This window comes from Aquimarina amphilecti (genome assembly GCF_900109375.1).
In the GTDB taxonomy this organism is placed as follows: Bacteria; Bacteroidota; Bacteroidia; order Flavobacteriales; family Flavobacteriaceae; genus Aquimarina; species Aquimarina amphilecti.
The window spans coordinates 15,577-36,536 of sequence record NZ_FOAB01000001.1; the positions used below are offsets into that span (position 1 = coordinate 15,577).

At 33.4% G+C, this 20,960-nt stretch carries 15 protein-coding genes and 1 other RNA gene; 7 read left to right on the forward strand and 9 right to left on the reverse strand.

What is annotated here, in order from left to right; genetic code table 11:
- The first annotated feature begins 127 nt into the window (after nt 1–127).
- Nucleotides 128–1,276 (forward strand): cysteine desulfurase family protein, encoded by a 1,149-nt coding sequence (locus BMY33_RS00100; protein ID WP_091403784.1) that lies wholly within the window; start codon nt 128–130, stop codon nt 1,274–1,276.
- On the opposite strand, the gene BMY33_RS00105 is transcribed toward BMY33_RS00100, so the two are convergent.
- Nucleotides 1,273–3,735 carry a TonB-dependent receptor gene (locus BMY33_RS00105; RefSeq protein ID WP_091406029.1) on the reverse strand — a complete coding sequence of 821 codons (2,463 nt, stop codon included), beginning with the start codon at nt 3,733–3,735 and terminating at the stop codon, nt 1,273–1,275. The genes BMY33_RS00100 and BMY33_RS00105 overlap by 4 nt on opposite strands.
- Before the next feature lie 13 nt (nt 3,736–3,748).
- Nucleotides 3,749–5,437, reverse strand: coding sequence for a M23 family metallopeptidase (locus BMY33_RS00110; RefSeq protein ID WP_091403787.1), 1,689 nt, complete (start codon nt 5,435–5,437; stop codon nt 3,749–3,751).
- A gap of 180 nt (nt 5,438–5,617) precedes the next feature.
- On the opposite strand from BMY33_RS00110, the gene BMY33_RS00115 reads away from it, so the two are divergent.
- The 4 genes from BMY33_RS00115 (at nt 5,618) to rny (ending at nt 8,003) form a co-directional block, all read left to right on the forward strand.
- Entirely contained in the window at nt 5,618–5,908 is a 291-nt protein-coding gene (locus BMY33_RS00115) for a hypothetical protein (protein WP_091406030.1), read from the forward strand.
- A gap of 8 nt (nt 5,909–5,916) precedes the next feature.
- The gene (locus tag BMY33_RS00120) at nt 5,917–6,207 is read left to right on the forward strand and encodes a cell division protein ZapA (protein WP_091403790.1); all 291 of its coding nucleotides are present in this window, start codon (nt 5,917–5,919) and stop codon (nt 6,205–6,207) included.
- A 55-nt stretch (nt 6,208–6,262) separates the two neighbouring features.
- Nucleotides 6,263–6,382, forward strand: a non-coding RNA gene (ssrS, locus tag BMY33_RS00125) — 6S RNA.
- A 55-nt stretch (nt 6,383–6,437) separates the two neighbouring features.
- Nucleotides 6,438–8,003, forward strand: coding sequence for a ribonuclease Y (rny, locus tag BMY33_RS00130; protein WP_091403794.1), 1,566 nt, complete (start codon nt 6,438–6,440; stop codon nt 8,001–8,003).
- Nucleotides 8,004–8,039: 36 nt separating this feature from the next.
- Here rny and BMY33_RS00135 read toward each other — a convergent pair whose 3' ends face one another.
- From BMY33_RS00135 to BMY33_RS00150, 4 genes are all read right to left on the reverse strand, one after another.
- Entirely contained in the window at nt 8,040–8,456 is a 417-nt protein-coding gene (locus BMY33_RS00135; RefSeq protein WP_244542951.1) for a hypothetical protein, read from the reverse strand.
- 50 nt (nt 8,457–8,506) lie between these two features.
- Complete coding sequence (locus BMY33_RS00140) at nt 8,507–8,878, reverse strand: SpoIIAA family protein (protein ID WP_091403800.1); 372 nt, start codon at nt 8,876–8,878, stop codon at nt 8,507–8,509.
- 112 nt (nt 8,879–8,990) lie between these two features.
- Entirely contained in the window at nt 8,991–9,377 is a 387-nt protein-coding gene (locus BMY33_RS00145) for an STAS/SEC14 domain-containing protein (protein ID WP_091403803.1), read from the reverse strand.
- A 246-nt stretch (nt 9,378–9,623) separates the two neighbouring features.
- Nucleotides 9,624–12,179: an ATP-dependent Clp protease ATP-binding subunit gene (locus BMY33_RS00150; RefSeq protein WP_091403804.1), complete on the reverse strand. Its 2,556-nt coding sequence runs from the start codon at nt 12,177–12,179 to the stop codon at nt 9,624–9,626.
- Between the two features lie 388 nt (nt 12,180–12,567).
- Between BMY33_RS00150 and gyrA the strand changes: the two genes are divergently transcribed.
- A complete protein-coding gene (gene gyrA / locus BMY33_RS00155; protein WP_091403806.1) occupies nt 12,568–15,117 on the forward strand; it encodes a DNA gyrase subunit A in 2,550 nt (849 codons plus the stop codon).
- A gap of 25 nt (nt 15,118–15,142) precedes the next feature.
- Nucleotides 15,143–16,417: a tetratricopeptide repeat protein gene (locus BMY33_RS00160; protein WP_170836967.1), complete on the forward strand. Its 1,275-nt coding sequence runs from the start codon at nt 15,143–15,145 to the stop codon at nt 16,415–16,417.
- Between the two features lie 76 nt (nt 16,418–16,493).
- On the opposite strand, the gene BMY33_RS00165 is transcribed toward BMY33_RS00160, so the two are convergent.
- The 3 genes from BMY33_RS00165 to BMY33_RS00175 all read right to left on the reverse strand — a co-directional run bounded on the left by BMY33_RS00165 (nt 16,494) and on the right by BMY33_RS00175 (nt 20,905).
- The gene (locus tag BMY33_RS00165) at nt 16,494–16,907 is read right to left on the reverse strand and encodes a glyoxalase (RefSeq protein WP_091403812.1); all 414 of its coding nucleotides are present in this window, start codon (nt 16,905–16,907) and stop codon (nt 16,494–16,496) included.
- 150 nt (nt 16,908–17,057) lie between these two features.
- On the reverse strand, nt 17,058–20,069 hold the full coding sequence (locus BMY33_RS00170; protein WP_244542952.1) for a VPS10 domain-containing protein: 3,012 nt from the start codon (nt 20,067–20,069) through the stop codon (nt 17,058–17,060).
- A gap of 113 nt (nt 20,070–20,182) precedes the next feature.
- Nucleotides 20,183–20,905 carry a LolA-like protein gene (locus BMY33_RS00175; RefSeq protein WP_091403817.1) on the reverse strand — a complete coding sequence of 241 codons (723 nt, stop codon included), beginning with the start codon at nt 20,903–20,905 and terminating at the stop codon, nt 20,183–20,185.
- Nucleotides 20,906–20,960: the final 55 nt, after the last annotated feature.

Below are 20,960 nucleotides of genomic sequence, written 5' to 3' on the forward strand. Positions count from 1 at the left end.
TCGGTGTGGAAAATAATTTTATTTGAATTAGATTTGCTTTATTATTATGAGGATATAATAAAATGTATACTCTGTTAATGTGATTATTATATATTTTCACCAATCATCAACTAAATTTTTAAATTTAATGCAAAAAGTTTATTTCGATAGTGCAGCAACTACACAGTTACGTCCAGAAGTAATTGATAAAATGACTACTGTATTAAGAGAAGATTATGGAAACCCTTCTTCTACTCACGGATTTGGTAGGTCTGCAAAAAATCATATTGAACAGGCTCGTAAGAATATTGCTAAATACTTAGGAGTAAAAGCCTCCGAAATTATATTCACATCTGGAGGAACAGAAGCTGATAATTTAGCATTGAACAGTGCAGTTAGAGATCTTGGAGTTAGACACATTATTACTTCTAAGATCGAACATCATGCAGTTTTGCATACAGTTCAAGAGATACAAGCACATACTGAAATTGCAGTTAGTTACGTGGATATTACTTCTGATGGGGCAATAGATTATAAGCACTTGGAAAGCTTATTGGCTAATGCTTCTGAAAAAACATTAGTTAGTTTAATGCATGTGAACAATGAGGTTGGAACAATTTTAGATATTAATAGAGTAGGTGGTTTATGTAAGGAACACGAAGCGCTTTTTCATAGCGATATGGTACAATCTATTGGGCATTTAGATGTAAGTTTAGGTGATCTTCAGGTAGATTTTACTGCAGTAAGCGCGCATAAATTTCATGGCCCTAAAGGAATTGGTTTTGCGTATATTAAAAAGAATTCAGGGCTTAAGCCATTAATATATGGGGGAGAGCAGGAGCGTGGTTATCGAGGAGGAACAGAAGGAGTTCATAATATAGCCGGAATGGATGAGGCTTTGAGATTGGCATATGCACATATGGATGAAGAGAAAGCATATATTTCTGATCTAAAACAATACTTTGTAGATCAATTAAAAGAACAGATTAAAGATGTTAAGTTTAATGCTAATTGTTGTGATTTAAATCATAGTACGTATACGTTAATAAATGTCTGTTTGCCAATATCTCAGGAGAAAGCAGGTATTTTGTTATTCCAATTAGATATTAAAGGAATAGCTTGTTCCAAAGGTAGTGCTTGCCAGAGTGGTAGTGGAAAAGGATCACATGTACTTGCCGAAATACTTTCAGAAGAGGATATGCAGAAACCTTCCGTTAGATTCTCTTTTTCTAAATACAATACTAAAGAAGAAGTAGATTATGTTATTAGTGTACTGAAAGAGTTTCTGGAGGATTAAAACTTCATCCCTAATCGAACATTGAAAACCCTTTGGGTTAAAAAGTTAGGAATAGCAAATTGACGTTGCGAAGCAGCATCTCTAACAAAAGTGTTGGTAATAGAATTAAGGTTATCAAAAAGATTGAAAATTTCGAATCCGACATTCAGTTCTCTAAATTTATTAAAGAAGTTTCCTTCTTTACGTCTTATTTTTTGATCCACCACGATGTAAGAAATTCCTAAATCAGCTCTTCTGTAATCTCGCAATCTAGTTTGAAAGTCATATGGATCTGCATTAGAAGGGGATCCACCAGGTACACCAGTTTGGTATACAAGGTTAAGATACATTTTTAGGTTAGGAATTGTTGGAACATAATCTTGAAACAAAGCACCTACTTTAATTCTTTGATCTGTTGGTCTATCAATATATCCTCTATTGTCTAAGTTTTCTTCTGTTTTAAGTAGTCCTAAGCTAAACCAGCTTTCTGTTCCAGGTACAAACTCCCCATTTAACCTAAGGTCAAATCCAGCAGCGTAAGCCTCAGCATTGTTATTAGCTCGATATCTAATTCTTACATTTTCGATTGTGTATGAGTTTACATCAGTAAGTTTTTTGTAGTATAGTTCTGTTGTAAGTCTGAATGGTCTATTCCACATATTAAAACTATAATCATTACCAGCTACAATATGTATGGATTGTTGTGCCTTTACATCAGGTTGAACAGTCCCTTGAAGATCTCTTAGTTCTCTGTAAAAAGGAGGTTGGTGATACCATCCACCAGAAAGACGAAATATCATGTCTGATTTCCAATCTGGTTTAATAGCGACTTGTGCTCTTGGACTAAATACTGTTTGAGATGAGCTGCTTATACCATCTCCAGAAACATTCCAATTGTGTGCTCTTACACCAACATTTGCCCAAATCTCGTGTTCTTTTATATTTGTTCGCAAACTATATTGAGCAAATCCAGAAAACCTATCAATATTTACCATATTAGTTGCTCTAACACTAGTAAAAGGAACTATTGGACTGGCGTTAGGGTTGTATGGCTGATCGTTTACAAAGGTGCCAGGAGGGCGAATTGAAAAACCTGCAGAATCAATGATTTCATATTCTTGAATTCGATCTCTAATATCTTCAGAAGTGTATTTAATTCCCCAATCTATTTGATGTTCATCTGCAGTATAAGTTCCTTTGTGTTCTAAGTTAAAGATCAATGCGTCAAGATTATTTCTAGCATGTGTTAGTTGGGAACCGACACCTTCACTAAATTCGACTTCTCCTAAATCTTCTCCACCGATATCAGTATTAACAGTTCCTAGAAAGTATGCTGCAAAAATATCAAAGTGCTCTTGTTCTTGTGTGTGATAGGCAGAACCAATTAATTTTAAAGTTAAATTTTCATTTGCTCTATACGTTCCTTTTAAGGCACCAAAATAAGTTTCATACCGATCTTCTTCTTGACCATCATAGAATACTGTTAAGGCTATAGGGTCTGTTATTGGTCCAAAGTTAGTTTGACGTGTTAGCGGTTCATAATCATATTTATTTATTGCTATATTTCCTAGAAAACCAAGTTCGAATTTCTTAGAAAAATTATAAGAAAGATATGTTTGAACATCAGCAAATCTAGGTCTAAAATTAGTTTCTGTTTGTCTAGCATCCACAAGTAGACTATTGTCCCGATATCTTACGCCAACTACTCCAGCGAACTTTTTGTTTTTTGTAATTCCTCCTGCTGATATGCTTCCGCCAAGTAGACTTAGATCAGCTGTTAGATCAAATCGGGTAGGTCGACGATACGTTATATCTAAAACAGAAGAAAGTTTATCTCCATACTTTGCCTGAAAACCTCCAGCGGAGAAATCTACATTTCTAACTAAATCAGTATTTACAAAACTTAGACCTTCTTGCTGTCCAGATCGTATCAAAAAAGGTCTGTATACTTCAATTTCATTTACATATACTAAGTTTTCATCAAAATTCCCTCCTCTTACAGCATATTGAGTGCTCAATTCATTATTAGAACTTACTCCTGGTAAGGTTTTTAGTAAGCCTTCAACTCCTGCATTGGCAGATGGTGTTATACGTATGGTTTCTGGGTCTAATGTTGTGATACCTTCCACTATTTTTCGCTCTCTTCCAGAAATTACAACTTCACTTATTTGTTCAATATCTGTTTTCAATATTGGATTTAGCTCGTATGTTTGATTTTCTTGTAGATTAATAGTGAAAGTGATATCCTTTAGTCCAACATGACTAATTTTAATTGTGATATCTTGATTAGAAGGTATGTTTAGTATGTAAACACCATTCTCATTGGTTTTGGTTCCTGAACTTTTATAGGATACATTAGCTCCCTCAACTGGTTGATTTGATTCGTCTAAGACCACTCCTTTTACAATGGCATCTTGTGCGAATATATGTTGACTAAAAGTGACTAGAAAAAAAATAAAAAGAAAGAGGAGATTTTTCAAAGAGTATATCTGTTTATGGTTTTCTAAAGAATATTGTTTCAAATGTAGTATTATTTCCTACTTTATCTAACACAATAAGTTTAAATTTATTTTCCGTCTCCGAAATTATTTTATCTTCAAAATTATAAACCAACATCCCTGTTTTATAATCGTATTCCATTAAAATAAACTTTCCATTGATAGTGGCTCTATAGCTTTTGATGCCAGAATCTGTATCATCAATCTTAATTTTTAAAAAATTAGCCTTAGACATCCATTTTTTATTAGCCACATTTATTGGCACTATTGTTGGCTTTTCTAGATCCGAAAATAGTGAGTAGCTACCTAGAGTTCTTGTTCTGGTAGAAAAACGATTATTTTTTTTGTTTGTTTTTACGTGGTAATGCTTATTGTTGTAGCCTAATCTTCCTATATATAATTTCTTTTTGTCTGCTTCACTGTAATTAGTGACATCAAAAACAACTGTCATATTCTTATGCAAAGGAATTTCGTCTTGATGGATTTTTATAGTATCGCCGTTAGCTTCGATGTCTAAATACGCTTTTTCATACAAACTGCCTTTTGGGATATATAGATCGAAAATCCCAGAATTATACGTAAAGTTTTCCGTAGGTTTAGCTAGATATGGAGTATTCGTTATCTCTTTTTTGGAGATTTCTTCCATCTGTTCTCCTTTTATAGGTATACTAATTTCTGTTGTATTGTTTTTGAAATCTTTTACAAAAACTTTAACTGTATAAGATAGACTATCTTCTACCGTGATAACACCTTTGTCTGTAACATTTTTGTAGATAGAAAGAGGGTTGTTTTTTTCAATGAATAGTTTTGTAATTCTACTTCGATTCTTTTTGTAATATTTGTAATCGATTAATCGATTTATATACCGCGTTTCAGAAAAAGAAAACCGTTTCATTTCCATAGAAAAGTTTTCTTGTCCATTTATTTCAGTGGTGATGTTATAAACTCCATTTTTGTTTGCCGCTAGATTTTGTTGGTCTATTGTAGAGACACCTATTCCTAGTCTCCCTAAAGCCTTTATACCTTCAGCTTTAAAGTTTCCATTATCCATAGGAACCAATCTTAATTTAGTTAATTCTTGGTTTCCGTTTATATGAGAAGATTCGTCTAGGTTGTATACCCATACACTATTAATTGTTGGTTTCTTGGTGTCTTTTACTTCAATTCCGAAACACATGGGATTCATTGGTCTAGCCTTTGCATCTCTTATTTCAAAATGAAGATGTGGACCTCCACTACCTCCAGTGTTTCCGCTGAATGCTATTACATCTCCTTGTTTTACAGATAATGCGCCCGCCTTTGGAAAAAGCTCTATTTCATAAGATTCTTTTGCATATTGTCTTTTTTTAATGTAAGCTTCTATTTCTGGAGAAAATTTTTGTAGATGTGCATATACCGTTGTGTATCCATTAGGATGGGCGATATACATAGCTTTTCCATATCCAAAATGAGAAACTTTTATTCGACTTACGCGGCCAGTTGCGGCTGCATATACTTTTAAACCTTCTTGACCTTCTGTTTTTAAATCTATACCAGAATGAAAGTGATTGGATCTTAATTCTCCATAGGTTCCTGAAACGGCAAGTGGAATGCCTAGTGGGTTTATAAAATAATCCGTTGGGATGTCTTTTTGACTATATCCAATTGTGAAATTGAAGATTAAAAATGTTATAATAACTCGCATAGAGGGTAAATGTAAAAATTTAGGGATTAAAATTAAAGTGATGTTTAATTAAAAACTAAAAGGCTATAAACGAATCACTTGATTGATGAGATGTTGTCGCTATAAAATTAGTTTAAAAACTATTGGGTTTTTTCAATTGGTATGTTAACTTTGTGTAACGAAGTATTGCGTGAAATTATAATGAGTGATTTAATTGAAATTGTTGATTCCCTTGAGAATAGGATAAGCAAGTTGCTTCATAAGTATGATTTACTTAAGCAACAAAACGCCGATCTTAAAGGAAAGATAAAGAATTTGGAATCTAATTCAGAAATCCAGGTTGATCAATTAAAGCAGTGGGAAGAAAAATTCAGTGCACTCAAAAATGCAAATGCAATGCTAGGCAGTGACGAATACAAAAGGGAAACCAAGCTCAAGATAAATGCCTTAATAAGGGAGATAGATGTGTGTATAGCGCAGTTATCAGAGTAATTGATACTATGGCAGATAAATTAAAAATCAAACTTTCAGTTGCGGATAGAGTATATCCATTAACGATAAACCCTGATCAAGAAGAGGGCTTACGTAAAGCAGCTAAAAAGATTGAAGCCATGATTAAACAGTTTGAGCAAAGTTATGCGGTGAGAGATAAGCAAGATGTATTGGCAATGTGTGCTTTACAGTTTGCAGCACAAGTAGAACAAAAGGTTATAGATAAAGATAGTGATGATATAAATGTTTTGGGCAGATTAGGTGCTCTAAATGATTTATTGCAAGATCATCTATCGTAGACGTTCATTAAAATAAATAAGGTTACTGCCTGCACTAGTTATTATTTTTTGATAAACTCAACAAGAATTATTTTAAAAAGGGTGAGTTTAAGTTGTAAAAGCAAGCCGTGCTGATTTTTCAGTATTACGGATCCTTGATCAGCTTGTTAGCCCTAAACCTGTTTTTACAGAGTTTATACAAAACCCAAACTAGTGCAGGCTTTTTTTATATATAAACACTAACTAGGATTATGGATAATATTATATTTTTGATTGTTGCGGCTGTTGTGGGCTTAGTGATTGGTTTTATCATCGCTAAGGTATTAGAGCGGAATAAAGCTTCAGAAATTATCAAAAGCGCTAAAAAAACATCTAATAGTATTTTAAGAGAAGCTAAGAGTGAAGGAGAAACTATTAAGAAAGATAAAATACTTCAAGCTAAAGAAAAGTTTATTGAATTAAAATCAGAGCATGAAAAAGTAATTTTTTCTCGTGATAAAAAGATGGCTGAGGCGGAAAAGAGAACTAGGGATAAAGAATCTCAGGTTTCTAATGAAGTGTCAAAAGGTAAAAAGCTTAATACAGAATTAGAGCAAAAGATTAAAGATTACAATCATCGGAATGATTATCTCGAAAAAAAGCAAAGTGAACTTAAAAAGCTTCATAAAAGTCAAGTACAGCAATTGGAAGTTATATCTGGATTATCTGCAGAAGAAGCAAAAGATCAACTTGTAGAATCTTTAAAAGAGCAAGCAAAAACAGATTCTATGGCTTTGATTCAGGATACTATTGAAGAGGCTAAGCTTACAGCTCAACAAGAAGCTAAAAAAGTAATAATAAATACAATTCAACGAATAGGGACAGAAGAAGCAGTAGAGAATTGTGTATCTGTTTTTAATATTGAAAGTGATGATGTAAAAGGGCGTATCATTGGACGAGAAGGAAGGAATATTAGAGCTATAGAGGCTGCAACGGGAGTAGAGATTATTGTAGATGATACTCCAGAAGCTATTATACTTTCTTGTTTTGATTCTGTGAGAAGAGAAGTTGCACGCCTTTCCCTTCATAAATTAGTAACGGATGGTAGAATACATCCTGCACGTATTGAGGAAATAGTAAAGAAGACTAGAAAACAAATTGATGAAGAGATTATAGAGGTTGGTAAAAGAACAGTTATAGATCTTGGTATTCACGGGTTACATCCAGAACTTATTAAAACCGTTGGTAGAATGAAATATCGTTCTTCTTATGGACAGAATCTTTTACAGCACTCTAGAGAGGTGGCTAAGCTATGTGGAGTAATGGCTTCGGAATTAGGTTTAAATCCTAAATTAGCTAAAAGAGCTGGGTTATTGCATGATATAGGAAAAGTGCCAGATACTGAAACAGAAGTTCCTCATGCAATTTTAGGGATGCAATGGGCTGAAAAATATGGAGAAAAGCCAGATGTATGTAACGCTATTGGAGCACACCATGATGAAATAGAAATGACTGCACTTATTTCTCCTATAGTCCAGGTTTGTGATGCAATTAGTGGAGCTAGGCCTGGAGCACGTCGTCAGGTGTTAGATTCTTATATACAACGATTGAAAGATTTAGAAGATATTGCGTTTGGATTTAACGGAGTGAAAAAAGCATATGCTATTCAGGCTGGTAGAGAGCTTCGAGTTATTGTTGAAAGTGAAAAGGTAAATGATGAACGAGCAGCTAGCCTATCATTTGAAATTTCTCAAAAAATACAAACAGATATGACGTATCCTGGGCAAGTTAAAATTACGGTGATACGAGAGACTAGAGCGGTTAATATTGCAAAATAGAAACAGAATTATAATGTAAAAAAAGAGCATCAGTTTTTAATTGGTGCTCTTTTTTTGCTTACTTATTGATGTTGTATCATCGTTGTTTTTTTTGACAATATCATCTTTCCAGATTAATGCAGCTTCTAAATTCTCAAACTGTTTGAATTCTTTTTTAAAAAATGACTTTTCATAAGTGGTTAGGATCTTCTGTTTTGGGTCATTGGATACAACAGCGAATCCAATAAGATTAGAAACTTCAGCTGTTTTGATATAGATAATGGGGTCTACTGCATAGGAATTGAGTCTGTGAGTGATATAAACAAAAGGAGTTTTCTTAAAATGCTTTTCAGCAATTTTAATAAGAATTGAGTTTTTAAGTGTGCAAACTACAATTCCTTCGTTCATAACTGCGACCATGTAGTTATGATATATTTCGAGTTTGCAAAAATCTAAATTATATAATCTAATCATTGGGGAGGTTTAGCAAGTGGTATGGAGAATAAATACTGTTCAATATAATCTCATTCTTTTTTTAATATTTTATTTTTCCACTCTAAAGCTTCATCGATTTTGGAGAAATACTCCAGTTCTTTTTCGAAGAATTTACTTTCGAGCTCCGTTAACTTTTTTTGCCTATGATTTTTTGATACTACCGCTATACCCGCAAGAGTATCTATTTTCGTGGTTCTGTGATAAACCGTGGGATCAACTGAGTATGTGTTAATTCTGTTAGAAATATACACAAAAGGAGTGTCCTTGAAGTATTTTGTTACAAATTCCAATAGTAGTTTGTTATGCTTAGGCATAACTAAAAACCCTTCTGAAATGGTGTTTTTAAGATAATCTTCCCGGATTTCCACCACAGCGAAACCTAAATCATAGCGTTTTGACATTTTGATAAAACAAAACTATTATCTAAGTATGGTTAATTTTTTATTAAGTTACGATAAAAGTATTGCTTTTAAAAATTAAAATTTAATTCCCTAATAATATTTTGGGGAAATTTCAGTAAAATGTTCCGTGATATTTTTCTAACAATTCAGTCTTCCATTGTAGCGCAGATTCTATGTCGTCAAACCGTTTTAACTCCTTACTGAAGAAAGCTTTTTCCAATTTTGTTTGTTTTTCTTGGATGGGGTTATCAGATACTACTGCAAAACCTATTAGATTTTCAATTTTGGCAGTCTCTAGATATATAGTTGGGTTTACTGCGTAAGAATTAATGCGATGTGTTAGGTATAAGAAAGCTTTATTTTTGTAATGTTTTTCTACCATTTCTAAAAGAACATCATTGTGTTCTGGAGATACAGTTACGCCTTCGTTTATGGTGACCTTTATGTAGTCTTCGTAGATTTCGATTAAACCAAAATCCAATATATAGGAAGTAATCATTTGGGGTATTTTTTAACTAAAACAAATATATATTTTCATAACTTAAAAAATAAAGATTTTTAAGTTTTATTTGGGATATTTCCCTTGATTAGTTATTTGTTTTTTTTAACTACTTAGTTTAGAGGGGTGTAATATTTTTTTATGATTAAGTTCCATAATAGATAGTGTTAAAGAAAGAATTTTGGTTAAAAAAAAACTCTCGTTTATGTAAACGAGAGTTTTTCAATAAAGACTTTTAATCAGAATTTATGATTCTGTTGATTCTTCAGCTTTCTTTATTTTTATAGTTAATTCATTAGAGTCATCATCAAGATCCATAAATATACTATCACCTTCTTGTAGCTGAGCGCTAATAATCTCTTCGGCTAAAGCATCTTCTATATATTTCTGAATAGCTCTTTTCAATGGCCTTGCTCCATATTGTTTGTCAAACCCTTTTTCTGTAATGTAGTCTTTTGCTTTCTCGCTTAGAGATAATTCATATCCAAGGCCTTTGATTCTTCCGTAAAGTTTTTCTAACTCTATATCAATAATCTTGTGGATGTCTTCACGCTCAAGCGCATTAAATACAATAACATCATCAACTCTGTTAAGGAATTCTGGAGCAAAAGCTTTTTTCAAAGCATTTTCGATGACACCTTTAGCATAGCTATCAGATTGTGTCTTTTTTGCACTAGTTCCAAAACCAACACCTTGTCCAAAATCTTTAAGCTTACGTGCTCCTATATTAGAAGTCATAATGATGATTGCATTTCTGAAATCAATTTTTCGACCAAGACTATCTGTTAGGTAACCATCATCTAATACCTGAAGCATCATATTGAATACATCCGGATGCGCTTTTTCAATTTCATCTAATAGAATCACCGCGTATGGTTTTCTCCTTACTTTTTCTGTAAGTTGACCACCTTCTTCATAGCCTACATATCCTGGAGGCGCACCAATAAGTCTTGATACGGCAAATTTCTCCATGTATTCACTCATGTCAATACGAATAAGGGTGTCTTCGCTGTCAAAAAGCTCTCTGGCAAGAACCTTAGCTAGCTGAGTTTTTCCTACACCAGTTTGTCCAAGGAATATAAAAGATCCAATTGGTTTATTAGGGTCTTTAAGTCCGGCTCTATTACGTTGTATCGCTTTAACTACTTTAGAAACAGCTTCATCTTGGCCAATTACCTTACCCTTAATAAGATTTGGTAATTCTGCAAGTTTGTTGCTTTCCGTCTGAGCAATACGGTTTACCGGAATTCCGGTCATCATGGAAACAACATCAGCTACACTCTCTTCATCAACAATTTCTTTATGTAGTTTAGAATCTTTTTCCCATTGTTCTTGAGCCTGAGCTAATTCTTTTTCAAGATTCTTTTCATCATCTCTTAATTTAGCAGCTTCTTCGTATTTCTGTTTTTTTACAACACTGTTTTTGAGTTCGCGAACTTCTTCTAGCTTTTTCTCTAAATCTAGAATTTTTTTAGGAACATCGATATTTGTGATATGTACTCTAGATCCAGCTTCATCTAAAGCATCAATAGCTTTGTCTGGTAAGAAACGATCTGTCATATATCTATTTGTAAGTTTTACACATGCTTTAATAGCTTCATCAGTATAACTTACATTGTGGTGTTCTTCATATTTTTCCTTAATATTTTCAAGAATTTCTATGGTTTCCTCTATATTGGTAGGTTCTACTATTACTTTTTGGAAACGTCTTTCTAGTGCACCATCTTTTTCGATGTATTGTCTGTACTCATCTAGTGTAGTTGCTCCAATACATTGTATTTCACCTCTAGCTAAGGCTGGTTTAAACATGTTAGATGCATCAAGACTTCCTGTAGCACCACCAGCTCCAACAATCGTATGAATCTCATCTATAAAAAGAATAATATCATCATTCTTTTCTAACTCATTCATAACAGCTTTCATTCGCTCTTCAAATTGCCCTCTATATTTTGTTCCGGCTACTAAACTAGCTAGATCTAGGGTGACTACTCGTTTGTCGAATAAAATTCTAGACACTTTTCTTTTAACGATTCTTAAAGCTAAACCTTCTGCAATAGCAGATTTTCCAACCCCAGGTTCTCCAATTAGTAGAGGATTGTTCTTCTTTCTTCTACTTAAGATTTGCGATACACGCTCTATCTCTTTGGTTCTTCCTACAACTGGGTCTAATTTACCTTCTTCTGCCATAGCAGTTAAATCTCTTCCGAAATTATCTAATACAGGAGTTTTCGATTTTTTGTTTGTTTTTGCTCCTCCAGTTGGAGAGTTAAAAGGATTTTCCTTTGATGTGTCACCGGCCATATCATCATCATCAGAAAATGATTCAGCTTTCGGATTTTCTATATATTCTTCTTCGTTAGCAATCATAAATTTAAATTGATCTTTAACATTATCATAGTCTACCTTTAGTTTATTTAAAAGTTTGGTAGTTGGGTCGTTTTCGTTTCGTAAAATACACAGCAACAGATGTGCTGTATTAATAGAGGAGCTCTGAAATAATTTCGCTTCCAAAAAAGTTGTTTTCAGGGCTCTTTCTGCTTGTCTAGTCAGGTGTAAATTCTTTTTTTCATTTGTCGCTACTGCTACATTAGGATTTGCTGGGCTAAGAATTTCAACTTTTCTTCTCAAATTTGTTAAATCAATATCTAACGCATCAAGTATACTAATTGCTTTTCCGCTTCCATCACGTAGTAGCCCTAACATAAGATGTTCTGTTCCAATAAAGTCGTGACCTAGTCTTAGTGCTTCTTCTTTACTGTATGCAATTACATCTTTGACTCTCGGTGAAAAATTATCATCCATATAATTAGTTTCTTTCTTTTTCTGTGTTTCTTTATTACTAAATATAGTAATTTTTAAAATTAAACTGACAAAAACTATTCCTTTTAACCATCATTAACAGCAAAGCTGACATAATAGTTTATAATGTCATATTTTCAGTAAGCCTAAAATAGTATTGATATCTCTTACAATATTTAGTAATTACAATCCTGAGTATTTAGATTTTTGAGTAAATAGACAAAAAAAGCTTTAATAATCAAAATCTATATTTATAGACTTATTAACTATATGGTGCGGTTAAGTTGTTAATAAATTACGTATATTAGGAAGTGTATTGCATGTTAAAACCGTCTTAATTTACTTAAATTAGCGCGTTAAATAAAATCAATTTTAGAATAAAATAATTTTTATGGCAGAAGGAGAAAAGCTAATACCTATCAATATAGAGGATGAAATGAAGTCTGCATACATCGATTATTCGATGTCGGTGATTGTATCACGTGCACTTCCTGATGTTAGAGATGGTCTTAAACCAGTGCATAGGAGAGTTTTATATGGTATGTATGAGTTAGGCGTAAAAGCTAGTAGTGCTCATAAGAAATCAGCGAGAATTGTAGGAGAAGTACTTGGAAAATATCACCCGCATGGAGATACTTCCGTATATGATACTATGGTGCGTATGGCTCAAGAATGGAGTTTACGTTATATGTTAGTAGATGGTCAGGGTAACTTTGGTTCTGTGGATGGAGATAGTCCAGCAGCAATGCGATATACAGAAGCAAGAATGCGTAAGATTTCGGAAGATATGCTTGCTGATATCGATAAAGATACTGTTGATCATACATATAACTTTGATGATACATTGCAGGAACCTACAGTTTTACCTAGTAGAGTTCCAGGTTTGTTGATTAACGGAGCTTCAGGTATTGCCGTTGGTATGGCTACCAATATGCCTCCACATAATCTTAGCGAAGTTGTAGATGGAACTATTGAATATATCAATAATAATGATATTGAAATAGATGAACTGATACAACATATAAAGGCTCCAGATTTTCCAACTGGTGGTATTATTTATGGATATGATGGTGTAAGGGAGGCTTTTAAAACTGGTCGAGGTAGGATTGTTATGCGTGCCAAAGCTAGTTTTGAAGAAGTGAATGGTAGAGAATGTATAATTGTATCCGAAATTCCTTATCAAGTCAATAAGGCGGATATGATTAAGAAGACTGCTGATCTTGTAAATGATAAAAAAATCGACGGTATTTCTACTATTAGAGATGAATCAGATAGAAAAGGAATGCGTGTGGTTTATATTCTTAAAAGAGATGCCATACCTAATATAGTACTGAATCTTTTGTATAAGTATACTGCTTTACAATCTTCCTTTAGTGTTAATAATATAGCATTAGTTAAAGGAAGACCTCAGTTGCTTAATGTTAAAGAGATGATTCATCATTTTGTAGAGCATAGACACGAAGTTGTTGTGCGAAGAACAAAATATGAACTAAGAAAAGCAGAAGAAAGAGCACATATACTCGAGGGATTGATTATTGCTTCCGATAATATTGATGAAGTAATTAAATTAATCAGAGCCTCTTCTAATGCCGAAGAAGCTAGAGAAAAACTTATCAAACGATTTAAACTCTCTGAGATACAGGCAAAAGCTATTGTCGAAATGCGTTTGCGTCAGCTAACAGGTCTGGAACAAGACAAGTTACGTGCAGAGTATGACGAGTTAATGAAAACTATTGAGGACCTTAAAGATATTCTAGACAAGAAAGAACGTCGTATGGATATTATTAAGGAAGAACTTCTTGAGGTTAAAGAAAAATATGGAGATGCTCGTCGTTCCCAAATAGAATACGCGGGTGGTGATCTTAGTATTGAAGATATGATTCCTAATGAGAAAGTTGTAATTACTATTTCTCATGCAGGTTATATAAAAAGAACTTCTTTAACGGAATATAAAAAACAGAATAGAGGAGGAGTTGGTCAGAAAGGAAGTACTACTCGTAATGAAGATTTCTTAGAACATCTATTTGTTGGTACCAATCATCAATACATGTTATTTTTCACTCAAAAGGGGAAATGTTTCTGGATGAGAGTATATGAAATACCTGAAGGTAGTAAAACTTCCAAAGGTAGAGCTATACAGAATCTTATTAACATCGAGAATGATGATAAGGTAAAAGCATTTATTTGTACTCAAGACTTAAAAGATGAGGAATATATTAATTCTCATTATGTAATAATGGCAACGAAAAAGGGTCAAGTAAAAAAGACTTCTTTAGAACAATATTCTAGACCACGTACAAATGGTATTAATGCTATTACTATCAAGGATAATGATGAATTATTAGAAGCGAAACTTACGGATGGTAAAAGTCAAGTTATGTTGGCGGTTAAATCTGGAAAAGCAATTCGCTTTGAAGAAGAAAAAACGAGACCAATGGGTCGAGGTGCATCTGGAGTAAGAGGAATACGCTTAGCAGATGATAAAGATGAAGTAATAGGAATGGTTGCCGTAAATGATATGGAAAGTAATATTTTGGTGGTTTCCGAAAATGGATACGGAAAACGTTCTAAACTAGAAGATTACAGAATAACCAATAGAGGTGGTAAAGGAGTAAAAACAATATCAGTTACTGATAAGACAGGAGGATTAGTTGCTATTAAAAATGTTACTGACTCTGATGATCTTATGATTATAAATAAATCTGGTATTGCAATACGACTTTCAGTAGAAGACCTTAGAGTTATGGGACGTGCTACGCAAGGAGTTCGTTTAATAAACTTGAAAGGAAAAGATTCCATAGCCGCTGTAGCTAAAGTTATGCACGAGGAAGACGATGTTGAAGATATTGACGAGAATATTGAAGAAATTGACATATCTTTGCAAAATGATGGTGACGCTAACGATGGCACAACTATTGATGAAACAAAAGAAGAAGAATAAAAAGAATCCCGTAAAAACACAAGTAATGAGAACTAAATTTGTCATAGCATTTTTCTTAGCGATAAGTGCTGTTGGATTTTCACAAAAGAAAGCTCTGAATGCAGCTAAAAAAGCATTGAAATCTGGAGATATAGAGGTTGCTAATGATGCGCTAAAAGCAGCTGAAGGTCAATTAGAAGCTGCAGATGATAAGCAAAAAGCACAATATTATTTCCTAAAAGGACAAGTTGCTTCGGCATCCTCAGATAAGTCTTTGGATAAAATAGAGCAGGCAGCTAATTCTTACACGAAAGTGTTAGAAATTGAAGAAGCTTCAGGTAGTAAAAAATATACTAATCAAGCTAATACAGGAATACAAGCATTACGTCAATCACTAGTAGAGCAAGCAGTAGCGGATCAGAAAGCAGGAAATAATAAAGAAGCTGCTGATAAGTTATATTTAGGATATAAAACAAAAAAGAGTGATACTTCTTACTTATATTTTGCAGCTTCTAATGCTGTAAATGGAAAAGATTACGATAGAGCTTTAAAGTATTATAATGAATTAATTGATCTTGGTTATAAAGGAATTGAAGAACGTTTTACAGCTACTAATAAGGAAACTGGAGAAGTAGAACCATTTGATTCAAAAGAATTAAGAGATTTTTCTATAAAAGGAGGAACGCATATTAAGCCAGAAGCTTCCAAGACTAAATCAAGACAAGCTGAGATTACTAAAAATATAGCTCTTATTTATATTACTCAAGGTAAAGATGAAGAAGCGATTAAAGCGATGGAAGCTGCTAAGCTTCAGAACCCTAACGATCCTGCTTTAATGCAAGAAGAAGCTAATATGTTTTACAAATTAGGGAATCTTGAAAAGTATCAAGAATTAATGCAAGCAATAGTTGCGAATGATCCTGAAAACCCTAATTTATTGTATAACTTAGGAGTAAGTGCATCACGTCTTGGAGATAATGAGCAAGCAATCAAGTACTATCAAAAAGCTTTAGAGATCAAGCCTGATTATTCTTCTGCGCAAATAAATATTGCCGCTATTATTTTAAGTGGAGAAACAGCTCTTAATGAAGAAATGAATAGTCTAGGAGGATCAAGTGCTGATTATAAAAGATTTGACGTTCTTAAAAAGCAAAAGCAAGATTTATATAGAGAAGCTGTTCCTTATTTAGAAGGAGCTTTACAATCAAAGCCTGATAATGTAGAAGCTGTTCGTACGCTAATGCAGATCTTCTATCAATTAGATGATCCTAAAGCTGACGATATGAAAAATAAATTGAAAGCTTTAGAAGGAGGAAACTAATTCTTTTAAAAGTTTAATAAAAAAGAGCGAATCAACATTTTGATTCGCTCTTTTTTTATTAAACAATATGTATTGTTTAATAAGTAGTCATGGATGGTTTCTCTAATAGTTGAATATTACTTTGTAGACGTTCTCGTACAATATTCATCATTCTCTTGTTTAATGCTGAGGAGTTTTCAATGTATATCAAATACTCATCTACTGTAAATTGGCCAATGATCATTCCTTTTAGGCTGTTTCTAAACTTCATGTCCTTTTGTACAGCATTTTCAATAAACAGTAAACGTTTTTCTACAGAAAGCTCATAAAAAGTGTTTTTCCTTTTTTTGATATAATTTCTAAACACTTCGACTAACAATCCATTTTGTAATTTAATAATAGGTCTGATTGTTTTGTTTTGAAACTGTTCATCATTTGACATGTTTTCAGAAACTCTTGCATTTAAAATTTGTGGGCGTATAGCCAATAAATTTGATTCCCTGTTTTCCATAATAAAGAGTGTTTACTAAAAATACAGAATTGTTTCATCCAAATTTCAGTATGGTTACCAGAGTTTTAAACCAGTTATGAACATTTTCTAATTTTAAGTTGTATGAAAGAAATAAGGCTTCCAATCTGGAAGCCTTATTTTTTTAACTATTTACTTTTTTAAGAATTCTTCTTTTGGTTTAATATCTATAGGTGTAATTTCATTTTTCTCTAGATATTTAACAAGCTTAGAAATTCTCTTGTCTTTTATTTTTTGAAAATCTACTGTAGCTTTTTTTAATTTTTCATTCAATACTTTTTGGTTATTTAATTGAGCATTCGATGGTTTTTCAAAATTATTTGTAACCGCATTGTATAGATTAGAAATTTTTTCTCTTAATTCAGGTTCAGCTTCCTGGACATAGTTGTCTCCTGTAGTAATAACCAAAGACTCCTTTAGTTCAGTTAGTTCTTTGATAACAGGAGTTGCTATTTTCGAAGATTTTTCTTCAATTGATTTAGCTTTTTTTACAGTTTGATCAATTTCGTGTACTAAATAAGCTAAATCTTCTATCATTACGTAAAGCTCTTTAGAAGTTTTACGTTGTAACTTTCTTTCAGCTTCAGTTACTTCAGAATTTTTGTCCTGCTCAACCTCTATGTTATGTTCATAGGTGTTTTTTCCTTTAGTGACTACAACTTTGTATTTGCCAGCAGCAACTCTCGGGGCAGCACCTATAGAAAATGTTTTACCAGATGCAGATTTAGGAGAGATACTTCTATAGTTCCATCGAACAATATTAATTCCTTTGGCTTTTCCTGGTGGTAAATCGGTTATTTTATTTCCATTCAAATCTTGAATTTCCATACTCATTTTACCAAAAGTATGTCTCTTTTTTAGGTAATACATTATTTTCAGATTGCTACTCGGATTTTGACCTATAAACTGAGTTTCCGTGCTTCCGCCACCAAATCCGTTGTCCTCTTTTATGATTCCTGGTTTTGTGTTAAAAAAATGTACATTTTTAGCTAACACTTCTTGATTGATTTGTCTTAGAGAAGAAATATCATCCAATATTATTACACCTCTTCCATGAGTTCCTAAGACAAGGTCATTAGTTTTTTTGTGTAAATCTATAAAATGTACTGCTGTTGCTGGCATGTTATTTGTAAAACGAGACCAGTTTTTACCTCCATTAATGGTTACAAATAGCCCAAACTCTGTTCCTAGAAATAATAAATCTTCTTGTTCGTAGTCTTCCTGTATGTTTCTGGCAAAACCAAGAATATCACTTGTTGCTATAGATTTCCAGTTTTTTCCGTAATCTGATGTTTTATATACATAAGTATTCATATCTCCAGCAGTGTGTCCATCAAAAACAGCATACGCAGTACCTGCGTTATGAACACTTGCTTCTATGTGATATACCCAAGTGTTGGCTGGTAGACCAGAAATATTACTAACAGTATTGGTCCAGTTTTTTCCTCCATCTGTGGTAACTTGTACATTTCCGTCATCAGTCCCTACCCAAATGACATTTTGGTTTACAGGCGATTCTGCAATAGTAAAAATAGTTGTATGTGTTTCTGCTCCAGACTTGTCTTTAGAAAGACCTCCTGATTCCTTGTCTTGTTTAAGAGGATCATTCGTTGTAAGGTCTGGTGAAATTTTTATCCAGTTGTCACCCATATCTTCAGATTTATGAAGATATTGACTACCCATATAAAAGCGATCCGGTTTGTGAGCACTAATTGCCATTGGTGCGTTCCAATTAAAACGAAGTTCTTCATCACCATCAGGTATAGGCTCGACATTTTTAGTAGTATTTTTGTCAGTATTTATTCGCCATACATTTTGAGCTCCTTGCATTTCAGAATAAATAATAGGTTTTGTAGGATGTTTTAGTACTCTAAAACCATCTCCATAACCTATTCTATTCCAGTCTCTAGCTTCGACTCCTCCTGGAGAAGAAGATGGACCATACCAAGAACCGTTGTCTTGTAATCCACCATATATGTTATAAGGTTCTGCGTTATCTAGACTAATCTGATAAAATTGTGATACGGGAAGATTTTCTACTATTTCCATAGTAGCACCACCATCCCAACTTCTATATACTCCACCATCTGTTCCTGCATACATTCTGTCACTATCATTAATGTCAAAAAGTATATCGTGAATATCAGCGTGCATGTTTCCAAGGTTTTTGAAAGTTTTTCCACCATCTTTAGAAATAGCTCCAAGAAAACCTCCTTTTACAATAGTTTCAGGGTTTTTAGGATCAACAACCAATCTAGAAAAGTAGAATGGTCTTACTACTAATTCAAAATCGTTATTTAATTGTTTCCAATTTTTTCCTGAATCATCAGACCTATATAATCCTTTGCTTTTATCATCTTCACTTTCGATCGCTGCATATAATATTTTTGGATTTGATGGTGCGATTGCAATACCAATTCTTCCTAAGTTTCCTTCAGGAAAGCCAGAGTGAATTTTATTCCAACTTTTTCCTGCATCTATAGATTTATAAAGTGCACTGTTAGCACCACCAGAATTAAAAGACCATCCAGTTCTTCTATGCTCCCACATAGAAGCATAAAGTATGTTAGAATCATTTGGATCCATTAAAAGATCAGAAATACCCGTTGACGTGTTTGTGTAGAGGATTTTTTCCCAATTTTCACCACCATCTGTGGTTTTGTAAACACCACGTACATCACTGTCACCCCATAGAGCTCCGAGTACTCCAATATAAACTTCTTTGGAATTTTTTGGGTTTATAACAATGCTACTGATACGCTCAGATTTTTCAAAACCTATTTTTTTCCAGCTGTCACCTCCATTGGTTGTCTTATAAAGCCCATCTCCAATAGAAACACTATTTCTTGTCCATATTTCTCCTGTTCCTACCCATATTGTTTTGTCAGGATCGTTAGGGTCGACAGCTACAGCTCCAATAGATTGAGCATGTTCGTCAAAAATTGGGTTAAATGTTGCACCTCCATTTGATGTTCTCCATACTCCACCACCAGCTGTACCTGCATAAATTATTCTTGCATTGGTTGGGTGTGCTTCTAGATCAATAATTCGACCACTCATTAATGCAGGGCCTATATGACGTGCTTTTATATCGCCAAAAAGTTCCTTTCCATTTAATGAGATTTCTTGTGCTGTAGTACTCATGTTTATACATAATAAACAGCATAAGATTTTAATGTAATGTTGCATAATAGTTATTTGTGTGATTAAAAAAAGCCTCAAACTTTTATGAGGCTTTTTTTATAATAATATGTTTCTTATTTCTCCGCTGGAAAAGCAAATAGACCAGCTTCTATTTCTGGATTTAATACAATTTCTTTTATCTCAATAGGTTGTGGACCTTGCGACATAGAGAAAGGAAAGTAAAGGCCATCTACTTCTTGATAATCACTCATAGTGATTGAAGTTTTATTGTCTCCTTGAGTTGTTTCAATCAGAATAGGCACATAATTTTCAGTTTCGAAGTAGTAGTAACTAATACTTGGAGATTCTACTCCATTTACAGATACAGGTTCCATAGTTAACTGTACTTTGAAAGTTTCAGCACCTTCTTTAGTTTCTTTTCCTAAGTATTCTACAGTGTATCCTTTTTCTTTGTAATCTATAAAAGGATTAGGGAAATCATTAGAAGATAATTTCATATTATCCGTAGTTTCCTTGTCACTCTTTTCTGCCTTCATGGTCATAAAGTTTGTTGACCACATTGTTTCGCCGTCAAAAGCAAACTGAGTCATTGTTTTACCTTGTAATTCAATTACTACGGCTTGCTCACCCTTATTTCCAGAATATATAGTTACAGGTATCACCATTCCTCCTTGGTTTACTTGTGCTACCATTTTAGTTCCAGTAAGTTTTTTCCAGTTTTCTTTACCTCCTGTATTTTCAAGATATGTATCTATAATTTCATCAGCAGTTTGCGCTTGCGTAGGAGCGATAATTGCTATTATTAATGCTACAATTAGTGATTTTAAAATATTCATCGTTAAATTTTTATTGTTGTTACTGTAAAGTTAGTCATTCGAATCCTATTTTTGT